At 44.0% G+C, this 22666-nt stretch carries 17 protein-coding genes; 10 read left to right on the top strand and 7 right to left on the bottom strand.

Features of this window, described 5'->3' with window-relative positions; all coding sequences use genetic code 11:
* Window positions 1-18: 18 nt before the first annotated feature.
* A complete protein-coding gene (locus tag UQ64_RS24725; protein WP_060626035.1) occupies window positions 19-1713 on the bottom strand; it encodes a methyl-accepting chemotaxis protein in 1695 nt (564 codons plus the stop codon).
* Window positions 1714-1961: 248 nt separating this feature from the next.
* Between UQ64_RS24725 and UQ64_RS24720 the strand changes: the two genes are divergently transcribed.
* Window positions 1962-2393 carry a MarR family winged helix-turn-helix transcriptional regulator gene (locus tag UQ64_RS24720; protein ID WP_060626034.1) on the top strand — a complete coding sequence of 144 codons (432 nt, stop codon included), beginning with the start codon at window positions 1962-1964 and terminating at the stop codon, window positions 2391-2393.
* 90 nt (window positions 2394-2483) lie between these two features.
* Here UQ64_RS24720 and UQ64_RS24715 read toward each other — a convergent pair whose 3' ends face one another.
* Window positions 2484-4343, bottom strand: coding sequence for an LTA synthase family protein (locus UQ64_RS24715; RefSeq protein ID WP_060626033.1), 1860 nt, complete (start codon window positions 4341-4343; stop codon window positions 2484-2486).
* Between the two features lie 283 nt (window positions 4344-4626).
* Between UQ64_RS24715 and UQ64_RS24710 the strand changes: the two genes are divergently transcribed.
* Together UQ64_RS24710 and UQ64_RS24705 are read left to right on the top strand one after the other, a co-directional pair.
* Window positions 4627-6918 (top strand): ATP-dependent DNA helicase, encoded by a 2292-nt coding sequence (locus tag UQ64_RS24710; RefSeq protein WP_060626032.1) that lies wholly within the window; start codon window positions 4627-4629, stop codon window positions 6916-6918.
* A gap of 68 nt (window positions 6919-6986) precedes the next feature.
* On the top strand, window positions 6987-7955 hold the full coding sequence (locus tag UQ64_RS24705; protein WP_060626031.1) for a Gfo/Idh/MocA family protein: 969 nt from the start codon (window positions 6987-6989) through the stop codon (window positions 7953-7955).
* 76 nt (window positions 7956-8031) lie between these two features.
* Here UQ64_RS24705 and UQ64_RS24700 read toward each other — a convergent pair whose 3' ends face one another.
* Window positions 8032-8715, bottom strand: coding sequence for a CidB/LrgB family autolysis modulator (locus UQ64_RS24700; RefSeq protein ID WP_060626030.1), 684 nt, complete (start codon window positions 8713-8715; stop codon window positions 8032-8034).
* Window positions 8709-9083: a CidA/LrgA family protein gene (locus UQ64_RS24695; RefSeq protein ID WP_060626029.1), complete on the bottom strand. Its 375-nt coding sequence runs from the start codon at window positions 9081-9083 to the stop codon at window positions 8709-8711. The genes UQ64_RS24700 and UQ64_RS24695 overlap by 7 nt, the downstream gene beginning before the upstream one ends.
* Before the next feature lie 111 nt (window positions 9084-9194).
* Here UQ64_RS24695 and cidR point away from each other — a divergent pair, with 111 nt between their 5' ends.
* The 7 genes from cidR to UQ64_RS24660 all read left to right on the top strand — a co-directional run bounded on the left by cidR (window position 9195) and on the right by UQ64_RS24660 (window position 18955).
* Window positions 9195-10079: a cidABC operon transcriptional activator CidR gene (gene cidR, locus UQ64_RS24690; RefSeq protein WP_060626028.1), complete on the top strand. Its 885-nt coding sequence runs from the start codon at window positions 9195-9197 to the stop codon at window positions 10077-10079.
* Between the two features lie 159 nt (window positions 10080-10238).
* On the top strand, window positions 10239-10478 hold the full coding sequence (locus UQ64_RS24685) for an aspartyl-phosphate phosphatase Spo0E family protein (RefSeq protein ID WP_060626027.1): 240 nt from the start codon (window positions 10239-10241) through the stop codon (window positions 10476-10478).
* A 196-nt stretch (window positions 10479-10674) separates the two neighbouring features.
* Window positions 10675-12075 (top strand): hypothetical protein, encoded by a 1401-nt coding sequence (locus tag UQ64_RS24680; RefSeq protein ID WP_060626026.1) that lies wholly within the window; start codon window positions 10675-10677, stop codon window positions 12073-12075.
* Between the two features lie 280 nt (window positions 12076-12355).
* The gene (locus tag UQ64_RS24675) at window positions 12356-12877 is read left to right on the top strand and encodes a MarR family winged helix-turn-helix transcriptional regulator (protein WP_209445875.1); all 522 of its coding nucleotides are present in this window, start codon (window positions 12356-12358) and stop codon (window positions 12875-12877) included.
* Window positions 12870-14630 carry an ABC transporter ATP-binding protein gene (locus UQ64_RS24670; protein ID WP_060626024.1) on the top strand — a complete coding sequence of 587 codons (1761 nt, stop codon included), beginning with the start codon at window positions 12870-12872 and terminating at the stop codon, window positions 14628-14630. Before UQ64_RS24675 ends, UQ64_RS24670 begins: the two co-directional genes overlap by 8 nt.
* Complete coding sequence (locus UQ64_RS24665; RefSeq protein ID WP_060626023.1) at window positions 14627-16516, top strand: ABC transporter ATP-binding protein; 1890 nt, start codon at window positions 14627-14629, stop codon at window positions 16514-16516. Before UQ64_RS24670 ends, UQ64_RS24665 begins: the two co-directional genes overlap by 4 nt.
* A gap of 210 nt (window positions 16517-16726) precedes the next feature.
* The gene (locus UQ64_RS24660) at window positions 16727-18955 is read left to right on the top strand and encodes an MMPL family transporter (protein WP_060626022.1); all 2229 of its coding nucleotides are present in this window, start codon (window positions 16727-16729) and stop codon (window positions 18953-18955) included.
* A gap of 170 nt (window positions 18956-19125) precedes the next feature.
* Here the strand turns inward: UQ64_RS24660 and UQ64_RS24655 are convergent, their stop codons facing one another.
* The 3 genes from UQ64_RS24655 to UQ64_RS24640 all read right to left on the bottom strand — a co-directional run bounded on the left by UQ64_RS24655 (window position 19126) and on the right by UQ64_RS24640 (window position 22547).
* Window positions 19126-19443 (bottom strand): antibiotic biosynthesis monooxygenase, encoded by a 318-nt coding sequence (locus UQ64_RS24655; protein WP_042192566.1) that lies wholly within the window; start codon window positions 19441-19443, stop codon window positions 19126-19128.
* A gap of 643 nt (window positions 19444-20086) precedes the next feature.
* A complete protein-coding gene (locus UQ64_RS24645; protein WP_060626020.1) occupies window positions 20087-20806 on the bottom strand; it encodes a 3-ketoacyl-ACP reductase in 720 nt (239 codons plus the stop codon).
* 193 nt (window positions 20807-20999) lie between these two features.
* Complete coding sequence (locus UQ64_RS24640) at window positions 21000-22547, bottom strand: FAD-dependent oxidoreductase (RefSeq protein ID WP_060626019.1); 1548 nt, start codon at window positions 22545-22547, stop codon at window positions 21000-21002.
* Window positions 22548-22666: the final 119 nt, after the last annotated feature.

Genomic DNA, 22666 nt, shown 5'->3' with positions numbered 1-22666 from the left:
TTACATGAATAAGAATGATTATACTTTGAAACGTTCAATTAAAATCTGTAGCTTCTCAGCTAGCGAGGACAGGAAACCTGCAGCTGATTCCACTTCTTCCATGGCTGCAAGCTGCTCTTGTGAGGAGGCGGATAAAGTTTCCGCACCGCTTGCTGTCTGATTAGCGACGTCTACGATATTCTGAAGAGTAGCAACGAGACCATCGGAGATGAATGCTAGTTCGCGGACTGTCCCGGAAATCTGCTGGCTTTGTGAAGCCATCCCAGAGACAGACATCTCAATCTCGGAGAAGGATTGCCCTGCCGTTACGATCAATTCCCGGCCTTGGTCCATCTCTTCCGTAGAGCGTTTCATGGTTTCTCCTGCTTGGTCCATCTGATTTACGATGATGCTTACGAGTTGACCGATTTGAGCAGCGGAGTGGGCGGAACGCTCGGCAAGCTTGCGTACGGATTGGGCAACTACCGCAAAGCCTCTTCCCTCTTCTCCGGCTCTTGCCGCTTCAATGGCTGCATTCAACGACAGCAGATTGGTTTCTTCTGCGATGCTCGCAATCGTGCCCACGATATTCTCGATTTCCTTGGAGTAGCCACCCAAGGTTTCGATAATGACAGCTAAATCAGTAATACTGTCACTGACGATGCTCATCTGCTGTGTCGTAGAATCCATTGCTTCTCGACCTGTTCGCGCCTTTTCAGCGTTACTGGTAGCATTATTCATCGCGTTATCTGCATTTCCTGCAATCTCTGTAATGAAGTGTGACAAGTCTTGTACAGACTTATATCCACCCTCCAGATTTTGCAGTTGTGTACTAGCTCCATCGGCAAGTTCAATCGAAACGTTGACACTGTACTCACCAGCACGGTTAGTTTCTTGTGCACTGGCAGAGAGCTCTTCGGATGAAGACGCCACCTGCATAGAGGTTTCATTGACCTCGGTAATGAGCATACGTAGGCTCTGCGTCATGTCATTGAAATTACGGGCTAAAGTACCAATCTCATCCTTGCTGTTGAATGAAATAGGATCATGAGTGAGATCGCCCTGTGCAACAAGATTTACGCCTCTGGATAGCTTCGTTAAAGGACTTACCATTCTGCGGATTAACAGATATGCTGCTACAATAGCAATAACTAGAATGGAAGCCCCAATAATAAAGGGCTGAACAATGATGTCCCGGGTCCGTTCTTGAATTAATGGTCCATCGAAGTTAATAGCCATTAGAGCGACTATAGGCTTGGACGGATCATGATCCTGATAGATGGGGCCGTAGCCCGTCTTGAGTGATGTGCCTTCGTATGTATAAACCTTGGAGTAGGCGGAATGCTTAGATGTAGTGATCTTTTCCTTCTCTTCATCTGAGAAATAAAAAGTATCGCCTGCTTTATAACCTCTTGCTTTAAAGCTTGAATCTGCGGCAAGAACTTTTCCATCTAAAGACAAAATGAATGCCTCTTTAAAAATAGCCTTATGTGCCACAATCCAACCGATCCGGTCCTCGACAGCCTCCAGTTTGCTTTGATCTCCTGCAATTAATGCGGTAATGTCTGATGGGTCAATCAGCCCGGTTGTAATATTGGCGCATCCTACCAATTCGATACCTGCTGCTTCGTCTACTTGCTTGTATGCAGTACGGTATCCGAAGAACCCAATGGATGATCCAACAAGAAGTAATACGCTGAACATCATCCAAGTTAATTTAGTTGCCAATTTCATTCTTTGCACCAACCTTGACAAATTATGTTTTCGGTGACAATCGCTCTCACTGCTACGATTATAGCCTATCGTTAAGCTTATAACCTTACATAGAATATAGTATTTTTGTGTCGGATATTGTAAATTGGTGGAAGAATTATGGAAATAAACGTGATTATGAAATGTTTAGTAGACAAAAACATTGAATCCTAACCAGTTCTAGTGGTACGCTTGAGTTATTAAAAAACGGATTGGGAGTTGAAACAAGGATGCCGCATCATTTAGATCCGTTAATAGAGCGTCTTGGGTTATCCATGTGGAGAGTACAGCGTAAGATCATGTCTCAAAGGACTTTGCATAAAGAACTCGGACTTACTGTACCTCAGATGGGTCTGTTAAATATAGTAGCGAAAGAGAAGAAGTCGCGGGTGGTACAGCTGGCGGAGTGTATGGAGGTCAAATCCAGTGCTATTACCGTGATGCTCGATCGTCTGGAAGCGCTGGGTTTTATTAAGCGTGAGACGGATGGGGCGGATCGGAGAGCGGTTGTAGTCACCATCACCGAGCAAGGTCAGCAAATACTTGAAGAAGGACATTTCCGTTCAAAACAGCTGCTTGCTGAGCATTTATCCATACTAAAGCCGGAAGAGCTGCAAAAGTTTGCAGAGTACTACCGTATGATCGAGGAACAGGAACGGTAAATCTCTAGCTTTAACATATGGATACAGAAAGAAGGCCACCTTCTCCGGAGAGAAGGTGGCCTTCTTTGAAATACTTATCTTACGAATGGCTTATGGTTCAATTGGTTTGTCTGGCAGCTGCGTAATGTAGCTGTGGGAAAGCTGTAGGAGTCTCAATGCTCGGTTGTATTCATCCTCAGTGGCAGCCGGTGCTTTTCCATTATAAACAGGATATTGTGTATTATCTTCAAAGCTGTTTCCCGGAATAAGTAGTCCTGAGCTGGAAATGAAAGAACCAGAAGGTAAATAATATCGCTCTGGCAGCAAATTATAAGTCTGACTGAGTAGATCTTGACCGAAAACTAGGTTATTCTCTAATGAAATTCCAAGAAGACCCGCAGCAGTTGGCATGATATCCACTTCGCCACCGACTTGCTCTAAGGTCTGTGGTGCTGTGCTGTCTCCTGCACGAATGAGCAAAGGAATGTTTAACATATCCGCATAGGTATATTCATGACCATAAATTTCAGTCATTAATTGCTTATCATCATGATCGAGAGAATAAATTGGTAGTCCCATATGATCTCCATAAATCATGATCACGCTGTTATCCCATACGCCATTCGCTTTAAGCTCTTCTACAAAATGTCCGAAGGCATCATCTGCATAGTTCTGGGAACGGATATAGTCACCCACAAAAGTACCTTCGTAACGCTCTGGCAGCTTCATGCGGTATTTTTCCTCAGGGACCGTGAATGGATGATGCGCTGACATCGAAATAACCTGAGCGTAGAAAGGTTGACCCTCGTTGCTCATGTCTTTTAGCTTATCGGCTGTCTTACTATAGAGCGTATCATCAGAAGCGCCGAAAAAGAAAACATCATCTTCACCGAAAAACTTGCGATCATAATAATGATCAAAGCCCAGTGATTCATACAACTCACCACGGTTCCAGAACTCTACGACATTCGTGTGGAATGTTGCGGTCTGATAACCATTGTCTTTAAGTAAACGTGGCAGACTTGGTAGAACCTTATCCACATAGGACATCGTTGCAGCTCCACGTGGAGGGATGTAAGCTGAAGTATTCACAACGAACTCTGCATCTGACGTATTCCCTTGACCGACCATTTGATAGAAATTAGGGAAGTAAAGACTATCCTTCATGATTTTGTTCAGATTAGGTGTAACCTCTTGCCCGTCTAGCTTAAGACCGAGTAAAAAGTTCTGGAAGGATTCCAATTGAATGATAATAAGATTCTTGCCTTTAGCCGTGCCGTGAAGTGGAGAACTAGCTGCAGTATTAATCCCCTTCACCTTGTTGATGGCCTCTTGCGTAATGTCACCTGGTTGCACAAGCTCTGGTTCTTCTTTCGCAAAGATCGTATAGGCTTCATAATTAAGAATACCCATCTCCTGAGCTTTCTTAATTTCATTCATACTAGCCTTATTAGGCAAAATGTTGAACAAGCATAGACCTAGTGAGACTGCGAATAGAACACTATATTTTATTTTTCCGTTACGGCGGTTGATATTCTCTTTTTTATAGACACGGCCCTTCTTATTAAAGAAGAAATAGCCTCCTAGGACAATAATATCTGTAAAGATTAACAGGTAGTAAGGATCCATTAGTGAGAATACGCTGTTGCTGACGGCTGTGACTTGATTCACTTGCTCTGCGGCATGGTAAGTTACAATAACTCCATAATATTTGAAATACATAATGGCTGCGAAAAAGATGGCTGTTACTAACAAATTGACGGTCATGTAATATCCAAGCTTTCGTTTGGAGGCGAACCGCTCAATAATACAGAAGAGCGCCCAGGCAAAAGGGATTTCTGTCAGTAATGATTTCCAAGGCAGCACATCATCAAAAATGACGCCCCAAGCCAGAAATGCTTTTAGGATAAAAAGTATTGTGAAAAACACAAAAGGTTTAATGATCCAACGTTTAATATTAAAGGATGACACAGCTTCCCCCTCTTTCTACATGATAAAAGGCCATTTCTCAAACAGGACGAAACAGCGCCAAGACAAAATGACTCCATAGTATTAAAATTTATTATGCAGGGCTAGCAGAAGAAAGTCAAAAACCGAAAGCGTAAGTATAAGCTTTGTGGAGTGCGTAAAGTTAAATACACATGGGTGAAAGATGATTTTTATGCTATCCCATGGGGTTATACAGCGATTAAAGGACCAAAACAGACATTGGGAACAAAAAGGATATATGGCTAATTAAGGGAGGTGAGAATAGTTGGATCATACTGTAACCCTGTCTGTTAGAACTCTCGTCGAGTACGTTTTTCGCAGCGGTAGTATTGAACCTGGGTTTCATGGTACTTCCTCTATGGTTGAAGGAACACGCATTCATCAGAAAATTCAAAAACAATATAAGGAAGGTGACCGCAAAGAGGTTTATCTGAAAACAGTGATCCCTTATGGTAGCTTACTTTATATAATAGATGGGCGTTGTGATGGATTGCTTGTCTCGGAGGATGGGAGCCTTACCGTCGAAGAAATCAAATCAACCTCCGGACTGCTGGATATGCTGGAAGAAGGACATGAGGTTCATTGGGCACAAGGGCTGATGTACGCATATATGGTGTCGCTGGAGCAGGAGCTTTCCACTATTCAGGTAAAGCTTACCTATGTCCACCGGGCTACTGATGAGCAAAAAAGCTTGTACCGAACGTTGTCTTTAGAAGAACTGACCTCATTCGCTAATGACACAGTGGCCAAATATGCTCCATATGCCGAGATGATGGTTCGTCATGATGCTAAGAAAGAGCAGAGCCTTCGCGAGTTGAGCTTTCCATTTCCTTCTTATCGAAAAGGACAACGGCATTTTGCCGGAGCCGTGTACAAATCCATCGTGGAAAAGGTCAGTCTGTTCGCTCAGGCGCCCACCGGCATCGGAAAAACAATGTCGACGCTGTTCCCGGTCCTTAAAGCCATGGGCGAAGGACAAGCTAAAGGATTGTTCTATTTAACGGCTAAGACGGTTACCCGTTTTGCCGCGCAGGAAGCTATCTCGCTGCTGCTGACGCAGGGACTTCAGCTGCATGTCATCACACTTACCGCTAAAGAGAAAACCTGTTTTCGAGATGAAGGGATTTGCGGTAAGGATTCCTGTCCTTATGCGGATGGCTATTATGATCGGATTAACGATGCTGTAATGGATTTGTTAGAGCATGAGACGCTGATGAGCAGAGACACCCTAGCACTGTATGCTCACAAACATAAAGTGTGCCCGTTTGAGTTCTCGCTGGATGCAGCCTATGCCTGTGATGCGGTGATTTGCGATTACAATTATATATATGATCCCCGGATCAGCCTGAAACGGCTAACGGAGGAAAGAAAGAGAGAAACGGTGCTTCTAATAGATGAAGCGCATAATCTGGTAGACCGAGGACGGGAGATGTTCTCCGCCTCTTTGCTGAAGGCCCCTTTTCTGGAGACCCAGCGTCAGTACAAGGGAGTAAACCAAAGTTTGAGTGCTGCAGCTAAATCGGTAAATGCTTTTTTTATCTCCCTTCGTAAAATTTGTAATGATGAGGGGCAAGGACAATGGGCTTCATTCCCGGAGGAGCTGCCAGCCTTGCTTGAGAATTTTTCTTTGGAAGCGGAACAGGAGCTTATTCATCCAAGCGCCAGCATTGTTCCTCTGAATGAAGAAGGAGAAAATGTTCTCCTGGATACCTATTTTGCAGTTCAAGGGATGCTTCGCACCTTTAAGACCTATGATGAACGCTACATAACCTATGCTGAGGTTCGGCGCGGTGATGTGTATATCAAGCTATTCAATTTGGATCCTTCGCATTTGCTCCGGCAAATGTCTAAGAGCTTTCGAAGTCAGATTCTGTTCTCTGCTACGCTTTCCCCATTATCGTACTATCGGGATATGATTGGTGCGGTGGAAGAAGATTATAGTTTAACCGTCTCCTCTCCTTTTCAGAAGGAGCAGTGGGAGGTAACCATACTGCCTGTCTCCACACGTTATCATGACCGGGAAGCTTCCCTAATCCCGTTGTCTCGGGCATTGAGTCAAATGGTCTCAAAGAAGGGCAATTATCTGGTGTTTTTTCCTTCGTACGTCTATTTGCAAAATGTATATCAGGCCTTTACCGAGAATTACCCCGAAATACGGACTTTGATGCAGGATACGGGCATGAGTGAGCAGGCTAGAGAAAGCTTTTTAGCTTCATTTAGTCCAGACAATGACGAGACGCTGTTAGGATTTGCTGTACTCGGAGGGATTTTTTCGGAAGGTGTAGATCTGCCAGGAGATCGTCTCAATGGGGTAATGGTTGTCGGAGTGGGTCTGCCACAGCTAGGTCTTGAGCGTAATCTACTGCGTCAGTATTTCAATGCCAGAGGTAAAAATGGTTTTGATTATGCTTATGTCTACCCCGGAATGTGCAAGGTATTGCAAGCCGGAGGCAGGTTGATTCGTAGCGAGACAGATACGGGTATTATTGTGCTCGCGGATGATCGATTTTTGCAGAGCCCTTATATGCATTTGCTTCCCGAAGAATGGAGAGATTAACTTATCCGCTCATAAGAGGGTATAATCTATGAAAAGGTATACATAATCAATCGGCAGGAGGAAAAAGAATGGCATTAAAAGTGGGTATTGTGGGTACAGGTTGGTTCTCTAAGGTACATGCTGATTTGCTGGCAGAGATGGAGGATGTCCGTTTGCAGGCGGTCTGCGGAAGCAGTAAGGCCAAAGGCGAGAATATGGCACGTCCATACGGTGCTGCTGGATATGGTGATATTACGGAGATGCTGGATGCGGAAGAGCTTGATGCTGTTTATATTTGTGTGCCTCCACAATCTCATGGTGCGATCGAACGATCATTAATCAAGAGAGATATTCCCTTTTTTATAGAAAAACCGCTTAGTATGACTACTGAAATTCCCGCAAGCCTACTTCAGGATATTAAGGAACATAATTTACTAACTTCGGTAGGATATCATTTCCGCTATCAGGAGAACACTAAACGTCTGAAAGAAACATTGCGTGGTGACAAGGTTGGTATGATTATGGGGCAATGGATGGGCGGCATGCCAGGCGTAGCTTGGTGGCGTGATCAGAAGCAATCCGGAGGACAATTCACAGAGCAGACTACACATATCGTCGATTTGGTGCGCTATCTAGCCGGAGAAGTGAAGGAAGTCTACGGCATGTTCGGAAACCGGATTATGCATGAGCAGCATGAAGGTGTGAGCGTGGCAGATGTAGGCACCGTATCCCTGAAGCTTGAAAATGGAATTATTGCTAATATTTCAAATACATGCGTTTTACCTGATGAGGTGGGAAGTGTAGGTCTTAGCTTCTATAATGATCGGGGACTATTGGACTGGAACCCGGATCGTCTCTTGGAAGTGCGAAGCGGCAATAGTACCGAATTTGAGAATACAGGAAACCCATATTTAGTAGAAAGTGAAGCCTTCATACATGCTGTACGGACGGGGGACCGCTCACGCATTTTATGCGACTATGAGGATGGATACAAGACCCTCAAAGTCACCTGTGCGGCCTACGATTCAGCGCAAAGCGGATTGCCTGTTAAGTTCTAAGGTTCGATTCATAGAAAAAGGACATGCTACTTTAGATGTACTAAAGAGACATGCCCTTGGCCCAAGCTGGGTTAGCCTAGTGGAGGAATATCGCGAGCAAAGCTGGCGCCACACCTATAGATAACAGCGCGGACAGAATCATCGCAATACTGGAGATGGTTCCGGTCAGTGAACTAAGCTCGAAGGCTTTGGACGTTCCTGTACCATGTGCAGCGGTTCCCAGCGATACACCGCGCGCAATTTCATTCTCAATGCGGAAGATGCGAAGTACAGTAGGGCCCATCATTGTACCGAGTATCCCGGTAATAATGACGAAGACTGCCGTAATACTCGGTACACCGCCGATACTTTGCGAGATACTCATAGCGATCGGTGTAGTTACCGAACGTGGTACCAGACTGGCTGCCAGATCGCCGCTAACATGCAGCCATTTGGCGAGCAGAATGGAAGAGATCACCGCAACGATCGTCCCTGACAGCACGCCTGCCGCAATTTCGGCGGCGTGCTTTTTGAGTACCTTGAAGTTCTTATGCAAAGGGATGGCAAAGGCCATGGTTGCCGGTTGCAGCAAATCCGTCAGCCATTTTCCTCCCGCATTGTATGAGTCATAAGTAATGCCCGTTATGAGCAGAAAGAGGATCATAATTACTGGTGTGATGATTAATGGAGAGGTGTAGACTTTGCCGGTCGAAGCATAGATACGTTTCGCGAGTAAATACACCGCTACCGTGAGGCCAAAGAATAACAGAGCGTTTAACATGATCCTTTTCGCTCCTTCGCTTTATAAATTCTACTGGTAAGTAATCCGGAACTGACCATCACAACAAATGTGCCTAAGACGACAACGGCAAGAATGCGTAATCCATCCGTTTCCAGAATGTTAGCGTATTTCATTACACCTATAGCAGATGGAATGAAGAACAGTAGGAGTTCGGCGAGTAGCCAAGAAGCGCCAACCTCTACCCAATTCAGACGAATGACACCGAACTCAAGCAGGAGAAACAATATAATCATTCCGAGTATGCTTCCGGGAATGGGGATATGCAATAATGGGGTCACAGCATTGATAAGTAAAGAGAATAACATAAGTCCCGCTACCTGCAGCAAGCCTATAACAATCTTTTTCATAAGGCTTCGCTCCTTTCATAATAATGAAAGTTTACATCGATTGTTTTCATAGGTAAAATGAATAGATCGAATAAATGACATTCCTTTTGTCTATGGATTGGGGGCACAAAAATGGATATCCGACAATTAGAATATTTCGTTCAAGCGGCACGAATGAAAAGTTTTACCAGAGCTGCCGAATCATTATATATAACACAGCCCACGATCAGTAAGATGATTCGGAATATGGAGGTCGAGCTGGAGGCAGACTTGTTCTATCGTGAAGGGAAGAGTGTAAGACTTACAGACGCAGGGGAAATTCTGTTCACCAAAGCGCAAAATATCGTGGAGTCTTTCGCCAGCTTGTCATCCGAGCTAGATAGCTTACGAAATCTGGAGCAAGGCCACATCCGCATCGGCCTGCCTCCAATGGTAGGAGCGAGCTTTTTTCCATCGGTGATTGGTCAATTTCATAAACGTTATCCGCAGGTTACGATTCGTCTGCATGAGGATGGGGCCAAAAAAGTGGAGGAAGATGTAGAAACGGGACTGCTGGACATTGGAATGGTCGTGTTGCCTGTAGATACAGCCAAACTTCATTGTTTCACCTTCGTTGAAGAGAAGCTGAATCTTATTTTGCCTATAGGACATCGGCTGGCCGAGGCAGAGCTTGTTCCGCTAAGTGAGCTGGCTGAAGAGGAGTTCGTGTTGTTCCGGGAGGATTTCACACTGCATGATCGGATTATTACGGAATGTGTGAAGGCTGGATTTCAGCCGAAAGTGATATATGAGAGTTCACAATGGGACTTAATCAGCAAGATGGTAGCCGCGGGAATGGGAATCGCATTATTGCCCGAAACCATTTGCCGCGACATGGATCGCTCACGATTGGTAGTCATTCCTTTGACAGATCCGGTAATTCCCTGGCAGATCGCTATGGCATGGCGTAGAGACCGTTATTTATCTTTTGCAGCACGTGAATGGATTTCTTTTGCAAAAGGACTACTGAGAGAATAGTACACAAATGAGCTTTCCTACTAGCCTATGAAACATTTAAATAAACAGCTGTTTTATTTTTTGTAGATGTTCTGCAAATTTTTCTTTTTTTTGAAAATATGTTTTTTGGTATCATGGATTATGATAGGAGGAGAAGTTGATAGAGAGAAGGAGAGAGTTGTGACACTATATCAAGGTTCTTCCGAGAATGTTTATAGAAGAGACTACAGAGAAGATGAGCTGTTTGTGACTATAGAGAGCCTTAGATGCGAATTGCTGGAAGTCGCGGAGCAACGGAGTCTTAGTGACCGTACGGTCTTAGAGCTAAGTGAGCGATTGGACAGTTATATTTTGCTGGCACAACATAAAATGATGGAGAATTTGCGTAGTCGCAAGTCAGGTGCAGCAGCCTACGGCTGAATCTCAAAAGCTGCCATTACAATAATTTAAACTACGAAACATCCATAGAATTAACTCATTATGAAGTTCCAACCGATAAAGAGGAGAGAAATACGCTCCTCTTTTTGTCGTACAATCTATTTGTTGTACAATCCATAACTTTAACCTATAATGTCAATTAATAGAATCTTTTCAAGTCGAACTTTGGGGGTGCCGAGTGGAGGGAAAGTTAACAACTATACGCTCAGAAATTGAGAAGAATTTGTCCCGCTCCGGCCATAATCTCGCCTCTTTTTCAAAAATTTGTGGCCTGAATCGAGGAAGTCTCAGTGCAATTCTGCATGGGAATCCACCGAAGCCTATGTCCTTGGGACAAATAGATGCCATCATTAAAGCCTTTGGTTTTCCTGATGGTTGGTTGTATCCACTGTACGTTGATGAATGCTTCAATGAGGAGAAGGTCTCACGCCGCAGGGTGGAGCCTTTTTTAATACGTTGCGCTGAACTAGGCAAACAGCAATGCATTGATGATACATTAAACAGATTATTGGAATATCCGAAATCGCTAGATATCGTTTATTCGATCGCTGATAAATTGTTTAATAAAGGTAAAGTAGATGAATCCATATATTTTTATAAAACCGTGACTGAGAATGAGTCCGATAGCTACTCTGAGAGATTGGCGATCAGTCATTTTCGTATATTTAGATCGATGCAATCGATCGTTGATACAGATGAGAAATTACGTGCGGTAATCACTTTTGGACCATTTAGAGGCCGTCTTCCTGAGAATATGGAATTGGATGGTCTGCTTATGCTATCACAATTATGCTACGGTCTGCGTAGATGGGTAGATATGGAAAAATTTGCTGATGAACTGAGAACCTTGGCAAATGCCGTATATCGAGATCAACTTCGGAAGAGTGTAGGTAGAAGAGCGGAAGATCTTCGTACGGAGCGTCCGCTCATCGTCTATTATGGTCATGGATATTTGCTTAAAGCGACTGCTCTGACCAAGCAAGGTAAATATGAAGCAGCAAAAAAGTATACTGCAGGCTACGCTGATCTAAGCTGGTTTGAAATGATGGATGAGGAAGGCCGTGAAGCTGTAGAACATTTCCGGATGTTTGCAACGGCCAATAGCTTTACGCTGGAGATGTTAGCGGGAAATGTAGCTGTTTTACCTGAATATACAGCTTTTTTGGCTGATCATCCTGGTGAAATTTTGGTAGGTCTTATTACTATTATGGATGCAGCGAACCGCCATGGATTTTCAGCCGACAGTGTGCTTTCGCGTTTCTCGCGTGAGATGTTGCGATTTGAGGAGTTTCAGGAGCCAAATAATGTGGATCGTGTATATCGTTTAAACTATCAAGTCGCGATGTATCTTATAACCCGTAAACAGTACAATACAGGCGTAGATTATATTATTCAGTGTTTGGAGTTAGCCATTAAGCAGAACAATGGAAAAGATTTCATTAATTGCGTAACCTTATTTGAGACAAATAGGGATTATGCTACTACTGATCAGCAAAACAAATATAGAAATTTGATAAAGGAGGTGAGACAGCATGAAAAAATCACTATTGATGATGGTAAGTGTGTTAGCATTGTTTAGCTTCATCATTATCGGACCTGTAGGCTCTGGAAGCCATGGAGGTATCACGACTAACGAGCACGGAGCTAATTGGTAAGATTGAAACGATCTATTTAGTATTCTTACAATACAGAGTAATACATATACGAAATTGGACTCCCTTGCCATTGTGCTTGGGAGTTTTCTTTTTCGTAATAATTGATAGCGTATTCAACATTTGACAAAGCGTTTCGCCGAAAATATAATTAGGTAGCCTAAATAATATAGTATTTAATAATTAGTTGACCTAACTAAATTAGAGGTGAAAGAAATTGGGATAAACGGAGGAAATACAGAAAATATTGAAAATTCAGTCGCACACGAGCTTTTTGCGGCGATGAAACGGCTGCATAAAGGCCAATGGCAAAAGGGAGTTGAAGGCCATAAGCCGAGTGAGATGACTTTAATGATATGCATTGAAAAATGGAATCATTCAGATGATGAGGGTCTGAAGATATCTGAAATCAGCCGACTTCTCGGATTCACACCTCCAACTATTACGCAGTTGATTAATAGTCTTGAGGCGAAGCAGATGGTGGAAAGACACGCAGATTCTTCGGACCGAAGAGTCGTACGTGTGAAATTGACGGAGAGCGGAAAAAAACTCACACGAAGAGCAGAGCAATACAGAGATGCAATGCTTGATGAGCTCGTACAGTACTTAGGTGAAAAAGAGACTAAGCAGCTCACGAAACTATTGCTGAAAGTACATGCATTCGTTGAGGATAATCCGCCACCTAATTGGGATAGGCTACAAATGAACGGAGATGAGAAGCATGATTAAATTATTTAAACAACTGAAGCCATTTCGAGTAGCTATTGGTGCTGTATTAATTCTTGTGTTCTTACAGTCCATGGGCGACTTATACCTCCCTACGCTGATGTCTGACATCGTCGACAAAGGAATTGTTCAGGGAGATCGTACTTATATTTGGAAAATAGGTAGCTTCATGCTCTTAGTCGCAGGGGGCGGGGCTTTATGTTCAGTCATTGCGAGTTATTTATCGGCAAAAGTGGCAGCGGGGTTCGGTAAACTTACCCGTGCTCGTGTGTTTAACCATGTAGAGAATTTTACGCTACATGAGTTCGATAAGCTCGGTACTGCATCCTTAATCACGCGTACAACGAATGATATTACGCAGGTACAGACTGTACTTACTATGATGCTGCGTATGATGATCGGTGCACCGATGATGATGATTGGTGGTATCATCATGGCAGTATCTGAAGATGCTAAATTATCCTTGATTTTTGTAGTCGTTATTCCTGTACTTGTAGGAGCTATCTTCTTAATTGGAATGAAGGGTCTGCCACTTTTTAAAGCTATTCAGATCAAGCTCGATAAATTAAATCTGGTGTTACGTGAACATTTAACGGGTATCCGTGTTATCCGTTCATTTAACCGAATTGATCATGAGAATAAACGCTTCTCCGAGGCTAACCGTGATCTGACAGACACAGCGATCAAAGTAAATAAAATCATGGCCGGTTTGATGCCGCTTATGATGATTGTTATGAACTTTTCCATGATCGCAATTCTTTACTTTGGTGGAATACGGATTGGCGATGGCGATTTACAAGTTGGCTCACTGATGGCATTTATTCAATATGCGATGCAAATCATGTTCTCCCTGATTATGGTATCGATGATGTTCGTACTGATTCCTCGTGCGTCAGCTTCTGCCTTGCGTATCAATGAAGTGCTCGATATGCGGCCGGAGTTCACAGATCCTTCAGAGAGTGAATTGCAAACAACGGCTCAAGCTACTAAAAAAGATGGCCGGGATCATATGCGTGGTTTTGTTGAATTTGATAATGTTTCCTTTTCTTATCCTGGCGCGGAACAACCTGCACTTTCGAATATTAGCTTCATTGCTCGTCCAGGTGAAGTTACTGCCATTATCGGTGGTACAGGTTCAGGTAAATCTACGCTGCTTAGCTTGATTCCAAGATTCTATGATGTTAACGAAGGTGCTGTACGTGTGAACGGAGTAGATGTACGTGAGATGACACAAGAAGAGCTACGGAGCAAGATTGGTTACATCCCTCAAAAAGCAGTATTGTTCTCAGGTACGATTAACGAAAACATTCGCTATGGTAAAGAGGATGCTACCGATGAAGAAATTATTCATGCAACCAAGGTAGCTCAAGCCTACGATTTCGTGTCAGCAATGAAAGAGGGGTTTGATTCGGAAATTGCTCAAGGCGGTAGTAATGTCTCCGGTGGTCAGAAACAGCGGTTGTCCATTGCACGTGCGCTTGTAAGAAAACCTCAAGTTTATCTGTTCGACGATAGCTTCTCAGCACTAGATTTCAAAACAGATGCTAAGCTTCGCGCGGCACTCAAAGATGAAACTACGGAATCCACAGTTCTTATCGTAGCTCAACGGGTTAGTACCGTTATGGATGCCGATCGGATTATTGTTATTGATGAGGGTGAAATCGCCGGAATGGGCACTCACCGTGAACTGCTCGCGAGCAGTGATGTGTACCGCGAGATCGTATCCTCGCAGCTGTCAGAGGAGGAAATAGCATGAGCGAACAAAACAACAAATCTGCTGCTCCGCGTGCCCATAAAGGTCCAGGACCTGGTGGCGGTCCTGGCATGCGGTTGCCTGCAGAGAAGGCCAAAGACTTTAAAGGTACACTTCGTCGTCTGATTAAGTATTTAAGACCTCGTATGGTTCAATTAATTATCGTTCTTGTTATGGCTATTGCCAGTACTGTATTCAGTATTTTCAGTCCTAAGGTTATGGGTAAAGCAACAACTAAACTGTTCGAAGGTGCTTACGGTAAATTAATGGGTGTAGAGGGAGCCTCCATTGATTTTGGATACATTAATGATATCCTGATCATACTTGCGGGTCTGTATTTACTTAGTGCTCTGTTTAGCTATATTCAGCAGTATGTAATGGCTGGTGTAGCTCAAAAGGTCGTTTACGACATGCGTGAGCAAATTAACAGCAAGCTGGAACGATTGCCTTTGAAATATTTTGATTCCCGTACACATGGGGAAATTCTAAGCCGTGCTACGAATGATGTGGATAACATCAGTACTACACTGCAACAGAGCTTAACTCAATTGATTACTTCTATCGTCACTATTATCGGTGTCATTGTAATGATGCTTACCATCAGCCCGTGGCTGACTTTGATTACAATTATTACGTTGCCACTTAGCTTCGTTGTAATTATGGCTATTTCCAAGCGTTCTCAGACTTATTTTGTCGGACAGCAGAAATCGCTCGGTCAGTTGAATGGTCATGTAGAAGAAATGTATACAGGTCACCGGATTATTAAAGCATTCGGTCGTGAACCGCAATCCCTTAAGGATTTCGATGATATTAACGATAAGCTTTATGATTCTGGCTGGCGTGCACAATTCATGTCCGGTATGATTATGCCACTCATGATGTTTATTGGTAACTTGGGTTATGTAATGATCTGTGTAGTCGGCGGGATCTTTGTTACTAAGAAAATGATTGATGTCGGGGATATTCAAGCCTTTATTCAGTATTCTCGTCAGTTCACCCAGCCGATTGCACAAACAGCTAATATTGCTAATATTATTCAATCCACTATTGCTTCCGCAGAACGGGTATTTGAACTTCTGGATGAAGAAGAGGAAGTTAAGGAAGTTAATACTACGCTTGCGAAGCTTGATGAAGGTACTCAGGAAGGTTCCGTTGAGTTCCGTCATGTGAAATTCGGATATAAAGAAGATGCGATTCTGATTGAGGACATGAACATTGAGGTTAGTCCAGGTCAGACTATAGCGATTGTCGGTCCTACTGGAGCTGGTAAAACCACTCTGATTAACCTGTTGATGCGCTTCTACGAGCTTAATGATGGGGAAATTATCATTGATGGCGTTAATATTACCAACATGAGACGGAGTGACCTGCGCAGCAAATTTGGTATGGTGCTTCAGGATACCTGGCTGTTCAATGGTACGATCCGTGATAACATTGCTTACGGACGTGAGGGTGCCTCAGAAGCTGATGTGGTACGTGCTGCTAAGGCTGCTCATGCCGATCACTTTATCCGCACCCTTCCGCTTGGCTATAATACGGTGTTAAATGAAGAAGCTTCTAATATTTCACAAGGACAGAAGCAGCTGATTACGATTGCTCGTGCGATTCTGGCCGATCCATCGATCCTCATTCTTGATGAAGCAACAAGCAGTGTCGATACACGGACAGAATTGTTGATTCAAAAAGCAATGAAGGCATTGATGCAGAATAGAACCAGCTTCGTAATTGCTCACCGTCTTTCGACGATTCGAGATGCCGACCTTATCCTTGTTATGAATCAAGGTAGTGTAATCGAGAAGGGCAACCACGAGGAACTGCTGGTACAAGGCGGCTTCTATGCGGATCTTTATAACAGTCAGTTCTCCGAAGGAGATTTGGACGCAGGCTAAATGAAGTGAAAGAAAAAGTATAGCAAACCATAACCCCCTCTTTTCACATGCTGCTGATTTTTTATGTGAAGAGAGGGGTATTTTATATGGGATGAAGTGTTTTGATTTTTCTGGAAAATAAAAAAAGTTTGATTAAAAATTAAAGCATATATATGATAGAATAAAAAATGACCCGCGGCTCATTTTTAAGGCTGCAAGGTAAAGGAGAGGATGAAGGGAATGTCAGGCTACGGAAAATGGGTGGCAGGAAAAAAGACGAAGTGGATTACTCTTCTCATATGGATAGTGCTTGTAGGTGCACTTACCCTGTTATGGCCTGCAGTGAATTCTCAGGTTGCTAATAATGCGCCTAACCTCCCTGATGATTCACAATCGGTACAGGCAGCAGCTATTGCAGAGCAAGAATTCCCTAGTGGAAGTGGAGTGCCTGCGCTGCTCGTATGGCATAGAGAAGGTGGGCTTTCACAAGATGATTTAGTACATATCACTGCTGTGTACAAGAGGTTGGAGCAGCAACCCTTGCCCCATCAGAATTTTGTTCCCCCATTGGGACAACTGCCGCCACAGGCACTACAAGCCTCGTTATCTCAGGATCTTAGTACGCTGGTAACTCCGGTACTTTTTGATAAAACGGCAGATAGTGATCAGCTCGGCGAAGCTGTGACAGAAATGAAGGAGATTATAAACACGGAGACGGGTGCAGACCCCTCTGCTGCTAAGGTAGATGGAAAAGACCTGAGTTTACGGGTTACGGGTCCAGTGGGCATCTCCATAGATGCTACAGGGCTGTTCAAGAACGCAGACGTTTCCTTGTTAATTGCTACGGTTATGCTTGTGCTGGTGTTCTTATTGGTGATCTATCGTTCGCCTATATTGGCGTTTATTCCACTTATTGCTGTTGGGTTCGCTTATGGTGTAACTAGCCCAATTCTTGGAAAAATGGCACAAGAAGGCTGGATCACAGTGGATTCACAGGCGATCTCGATTATGACTGTTTTATTATTCGGAGCTGGTACGGACTATTGTCTGTTCCTGATCTCACGATTCCGGCAGTTGTTGAAGGTAGAGGAGAGCAAGAGTCGTGCACTTCTTCGCTCCATTACCGAATCTTCAGGCGCAATTGCTATGAGTGGCTTCACCGTCGTGCTTGCACTGTTTGCGTTATTGCTGGCTAAGTATGGAGCTTATCATCGTTTTGCCGTTCCATTTAGTGTTTCTATCTTCATCATGGGAATTGCCAGTCTAACCCTCGTACCAGCACTGCTGGCGATCTTCGGACGGACCTCATTCTTCCCATTCATTCCGCGCACGCCACAAATGGAGGTAGAGCGGGCTAAGGCTAAAGGCAAACCTATTCCTGAACCCAAAGTTTCCCGTAAAAAAGGAATTGGCGGCTTAGTAGTAACACGTCCTTGGGCTATCGTAGGCGTGACCGTCATCGGATTGGGGATTCTGGCTTCATTCTCCAGTGGAATCAAGTTTACGTATGATATCCTATCCTCTTTCCCTAAAAATATGGAGTCCCGCGAAGGGTTCGACCTCATCGGTACACAGTTTTCTCCGGGAGAACTAGCTCCTGCTAAGCTGATTATTGATACTAAGGGGCAAGCGAGTGGAGAGGATCTTAAAGTCATTCTCGGAGGACTCACGTATGTGGACACGGTTTCCGATCCGCAACAGGGCGCTGTGAATAAGGATATTCTGGGTTATGATATCGAATTTAAGAACAATCCTTATTCACTTGAAGCGATGGGACATATTCCAGCCCTTCTAGCAACGGCAGAGCAAGCGCTGATTGATGTAGGGGTTGAGAATCCTGCAGATCAAGTGTGGGTAAGCGGTCAGACAGCGACTCAGTATGACACCAAAAAGATTGGAGATCGTGACACCGATCTGATTATCCCTGTTGTCATCGTATTGATCACTTTGCTGTTGTTGATATATCTGCGTTCTATAGTGGCAACCATCTATCTGGTAGGAACAGTCATTCTCTCCTTCTTCTCTGCTCTTGGCTTAGGCTGGATTATCATTCACTATGTAATGGGGGCAGATGCCATTCAGGGAGCTATTCCGCTCTATTCCTTTGTATTCCTGGTGGCACTTGGAGAAGATTACAACATCTTCATGATCTCTAATATTTGGAAAAATCGTAAGACCATGCCGCTTAAGCAGGCGATCGCAGAAGGCGTAAATGAGACCAGCTCAGTAATTACCTCTGCGGGCCTCATATTGGCAGGTACTTTTGCTGTATTAGCTAGCTTGCCGATTCAGGTGCTTGTGCAATTTGGTATTATCACCGCGCTAGGTGTTCTACTTGATACTTTTGTAGTTCGTCCGTTCCTTGTGCCCGCTATTACGACGCTTTTTGGTCGGTGGGCATTCTGGCCGGGGAAACATCAAGAGGTGGAGCAAGCTCTGCCTAGTAGTAGTGAGCAATAAGCGATACACTGTCAAAACAAACAGGGATGTTCCAAGCCACATTGGCTCAGAACATCCCTGTTGTTATTATCGTGCTAGCCGTTCTTTTTGTTCAGTGTAAGATTCGGCCTATATCTCATAGACGTTAGTTATGCAAATAGCTAACGGGACTAGCCGGCCAATCTCTATACTTAATTGCTGGTACCGGGAGTTCGGCTGATCATAAGCTTATATTTGTCGATCGAAGCACCAAGAATGGCTTCATTGCCACCAGCACCACGGTGTGATTGACGGAAGGATTCACTGGAGGTCCAGCCTTTAAATGCCTCCTCATTCTCCCACATGGTACAGATCTTTAATTCTTCAACACCTTCTTTAGCACTTCCTTGCCAAACCTCCATGCGGACGAATCCTGGCATATCCTGTACACCGTTATTCCCTCCGAACCGTTGAGCAATGGCCTCACCATGACCTTCTTTAACCTTAATCGTGTTTGTAACAACCAGCATGTCAGATAAACCTCCGTTCAGTAGTGTGATATCCATACATAAACATTAGGTTGAATATAATTGCACTTTATACACTTAAAAATTCTGGTTCGTTAGGAACGAAGCGATAAGTGTATCTTCTGCAACTAAATTAGATGAATTTTGCGAAAGGTCGAGAATTGCCTGTTTTTAGTTGCGCTGAATAGATGTACAAAATGCAACTATTGTCTATTCGAACGCCAAGTAACTACAAGAACCTGGCGTAACTGTAAGCACCTATAGAAACTATAAGTATCTAGCTTAACAACAAGCAATCAACATAATTATTAGTACCAACGATTAAATAAGTACCTAAACTCCAGTAGCCTACTCTTGTACTGAAAGTGGGGTTTGATTGCAAAATATGCAACAGAATAGCCAGAAACTAGTCCATACAAGCTATTCTGTTGCACTTTGTACAATTGAATCGAGGCTAAATCGCCTAAAGTAGGGTTTTCCTCCAGTTTGATTGCATAAAGTGCAATCAAACCATGCTTTTGCCGCTCCCAGAGATATTCTGTTGCACAAAATGCAACGATCAATCCAGGCTGCTTCCTCCATGTCTAGTCGCATTTCTATTGCACAAAGTGCAATCCGAGCTTGACGTATAACCACCAGCTTCCTTTTATTGCGGATTAGTGGTCCAGAGTCCTGCTGTTTTTAGGAAGACACGATCCGGTAGCTTCAAGGCTGTTAACGCCAATTCAGCTACATCCTCAGGTTGCATCATGCGGTCTTCATCACCGATCTTAAGTCCAGCGTTGGAAGCAAGTCCAGTGTTTACAGTGCTTGGAGTCAAGGCTACGACGCGGATGTTGTGCTTACGCACCTCTTGAGCGAGGGCTTCGGTCATGCCCATCAGTGCGAACTTGGATGCGCAGTAAGCTGAGCCTGTCGCGAAGCCGCGTTCTCCTGCAGTAGAAGAGATATTGATGATATTTCCACCATTTTTCTCAATCATAGCTGGCAGTGCAGCGCGAGTTACATAATAGGTGCCGTAAAGATTGACTTGGATATGACTTTCCCAATCGGCAGGGTCCATTTCTACTAAAGTGCCGAATTTTGCAATTCCGGCATTGTTAATTAATGCGTCAAATGTTCCTAACTCATTTTGTAGGTAAGCAACCGCACGCTCAGCTTCTTCACGTACAGCAATATCCGCAACCGCGATGCTGACTTTAACGTCGTAAACCTCCGTTAAGGCTGATTTCAACGCTTCGAGATCACCTGAAGTTCTGGAGATCAGGCCCAAATTAGCACCTTCCTTAGCTAGTGACATGGCCAAAGCTTTACCGATCCCTTTGCCTGCACCAGTAATCACAACACTCTTTCCTCTCAAATCCATCTCTAACGTCACGCTCCCTTAAACATTTTTGAAGCTAACGCTTCATTCATGTCCTATTATACCTGAATGCTATAGGGCATTTACAATCGCCCAAAGGAAAATGATTTGAAAACTTCCATGTAAAGGGATGTGATTTTTCGTGAATGTACCGATTTTCCATGAATCCATCATTTATTTCACAAACGAAACGGATTTATTCGTACAGCTTCGTTAGCGGCACCGATGCGGGTCCCTCTAATACTTCTCCATCGAAGGAGTATCGGGAGCCGTGGCAAGGGCAATCCCAAGAACGTTCGCCATCGTTCCATTCGCATTCACAGCCCATGTGAGTACAGGTTCTGTCTACAAGATGAAGCTTACCTTCTGGATCTTTGTAGGCGCCGACTCGTTTGCCGTCATGGAAGACAACAGCCCCTTCGTCTGCCTTCAAATCACCAGTCTTTTTGTGGACGATTTCAACTTTGCCCGCTACTAGCTCTTTGGCCACATTGGCGTTTTGAACGATGAAGCTTTTTATGCTGGCGCCAGCTTTGAAGCGGGATGGATCGTACAGTTCTGTATAAGGATTATCTTTACGCTGAATCTGGTCCGAGATGATTTGAGCGGCCAAGGTACCGCTTGTCATGCCCCATTTTCTGTATCCAGTTGCAATATAAATCTCTTCATTGTCCGAAATCTTGCCAATGTAAGGTACCCTATCCAGCGTAATTAAATCTTGTGCTGACCAGCGGTAAGGGATTGATTTGATGCCAAGCAAGTGACCTGCGAACAGCTCCAGATTCTCATAATGACCTATCGTGCAGATGCCTTGGCCTGTCTTATGATTCTCGCCCCCGACGATAACTAGATTCCGGCCTTCCCACTCCACAGCACGCAGAGAACGGGTTGGTTCGCTGACACTTAAATACATTCCGCCTTCAAAATCCGTTTCGGGCTGGATCGCCAGACAGTAGGAACGTTCAGCATGCAGTCGCGAGAAATATAACGCACCTCCATCGTAGAAGGGGAAATGAGAAGCTGAAACGGCGTAACTGCAGGTGATCCGATAGTCGTTCTTTTCCGTAAAAAGCGTAAGCTTATCGTTCTTCTCCACCTTGTCTGCCATCATCGTATGCTCATAGATTACGCCACCGTTTTCCACTATAACCTTCAACAAGACCTTCAGATATTGCAGTGGGTGAAAGCGGGCTTGTCCTGGTAATTTAATGGCACCACTCGCCATCAGAGGGATAGAAACGTTATCGAGCCATTCACCGGCCAGGCCCAATTGTTCATAGGCTTTAAACTCTTGTTCCAGTTGTTTAAGCGTTTTATGATCTTCAGCATCTGCGTATAGATAGGCCGCCTCTCGTTTCATGCCACAAGACACTTCGAGTTCTTCAGCCGTGTCTAAGATCCAATCCAAAGCCCCATTGTTCGATTGATAATAGAGGCGGGCATTCTCTTCACCAAAATGCTTGATCAAATGATGATAGATTAACCCGTGCTGTGCTGAGATTTTTGCACTGGTAAAACCCGTAGTGCCACTAAGAATTTCTCCTGCCTCCAAGATCGTGACTTTGTATCCGGCTTTACTTAAGAGATAGGCTGTTGTAATTCCTGTAATACCACCGCCCACCACTGCGACATCTGTAGAAATATCTTCAGTAAGCTTTGGGAAAGTCGGTAAATCTGTAGTGTCTCTCCATAGTGATTCTGGAAATTGCGGGAGACCTTGCGTTATTTTACGTTGTGGATCCATTTTATTATCCCTCCATCTGTACAATCCTCATTTCATTTATTACCACAGTTCCGTTAAAAGAAACTCCGTATTCATATGTTCAGTGCATGAATTCAGAGAAATAGTGCCAAAATAAGGTG

This window comes from Paenibacillus etheri, assembly GCF_001012825.1.
GTDB classification, from domain to species: Bacteria; Bacillota; Bacilli; order Paenibacillales; family Paenibacillaceae; genus Paenibacillus_AQ; species Paenibacillus_AQ etheri.
The sequence above is the reverse complement of the archived record's forward strand: the minus strand, read 5'-3'. Positions and strand labels throughout refer to the sequence as shown.

Coding starts and splice junctions, on each gene's coding strand:
- UQ64_RS24725 (WP_060626035.1), bottom strand. CDS start 1,713: ATGAAATTGGCAACTAAATTAACTTGGATGATGTTCAGCGTATTACTT.
- UQ64_RS24720 (WP_060626034.1), top strand. CDS start 1,962: ATGCCGCATCATTTAGATCCGTTAATAGAGCGTCTTGGGTTATCCATG.
- UQ64_RS24705 (WP_060626031.1), top strand. CDS start 6,987: ATGGCATTAAAAGTGGGTATTGTGGGTACAGGTTGGTTCTCTAAGGTA.
- UQ64_RS24700 (WP_060626030.1), bottom strand. CDS start 8,715: ATGTTAAACGCTCTGTTATTCTTTGGCCTCACGGTAGCGGTGTATTTA.
- UQ64_RS24695 (WP_060626029.1), bottom strand. CDS start 9,083: ATGAAAAAGATTGTTATAGGCTTGCTGCAGGTAGCGGGACTTATGTTA.
- cidR (WP_060626028.1), top strand. CDS start 9,195: ATGGATATCCGACAATTAGAATATTTCGTTCAAGCGGCACGAATGAAA.
- UQ64_RS24670 (WP_060626024.1), top strand. CDS start 12,870: ATGATTAAATTATTTAAACAACTGAAGCCATTTCGAGTAGCTATTGGT.
- UQ64_RS24665 (WP_060626023.1), top strand. CDS start 14,627: ATGAGCGAACAAAACAACAAATCTGCTGCTCCGCGTGCCCATAAAGGT.
- UQ64_RS24660 (WP_060626022.1), top strand. CDS start 16,727: ATGAAGGGAATGTCAGGCTACGGAAAATGGGTGGCAGGAAAAAAGACG.
- UQ64_RS24655 (WP_042192566.1), bottom strand. CDS start 19,443: ATGCTGGTTGTTACAAACACGATTAAGGTTAAAGAAGGTCATGGTGAG.
- UQ64_RS24645 (WP_060626020.1), bottom strand. CDS start 20,806: ATGGATTTGAGAGGAAAGAGTGTTGTGATTACTGGTGCAGGCAAAGGG.
- UQ64_RS24640 (WP_060626019.1), bottom strand. CDS start 22,547: ATGGATCCACAACGTAAAATAACGCAAGGTCTCCCGCAATTTCCAGAA.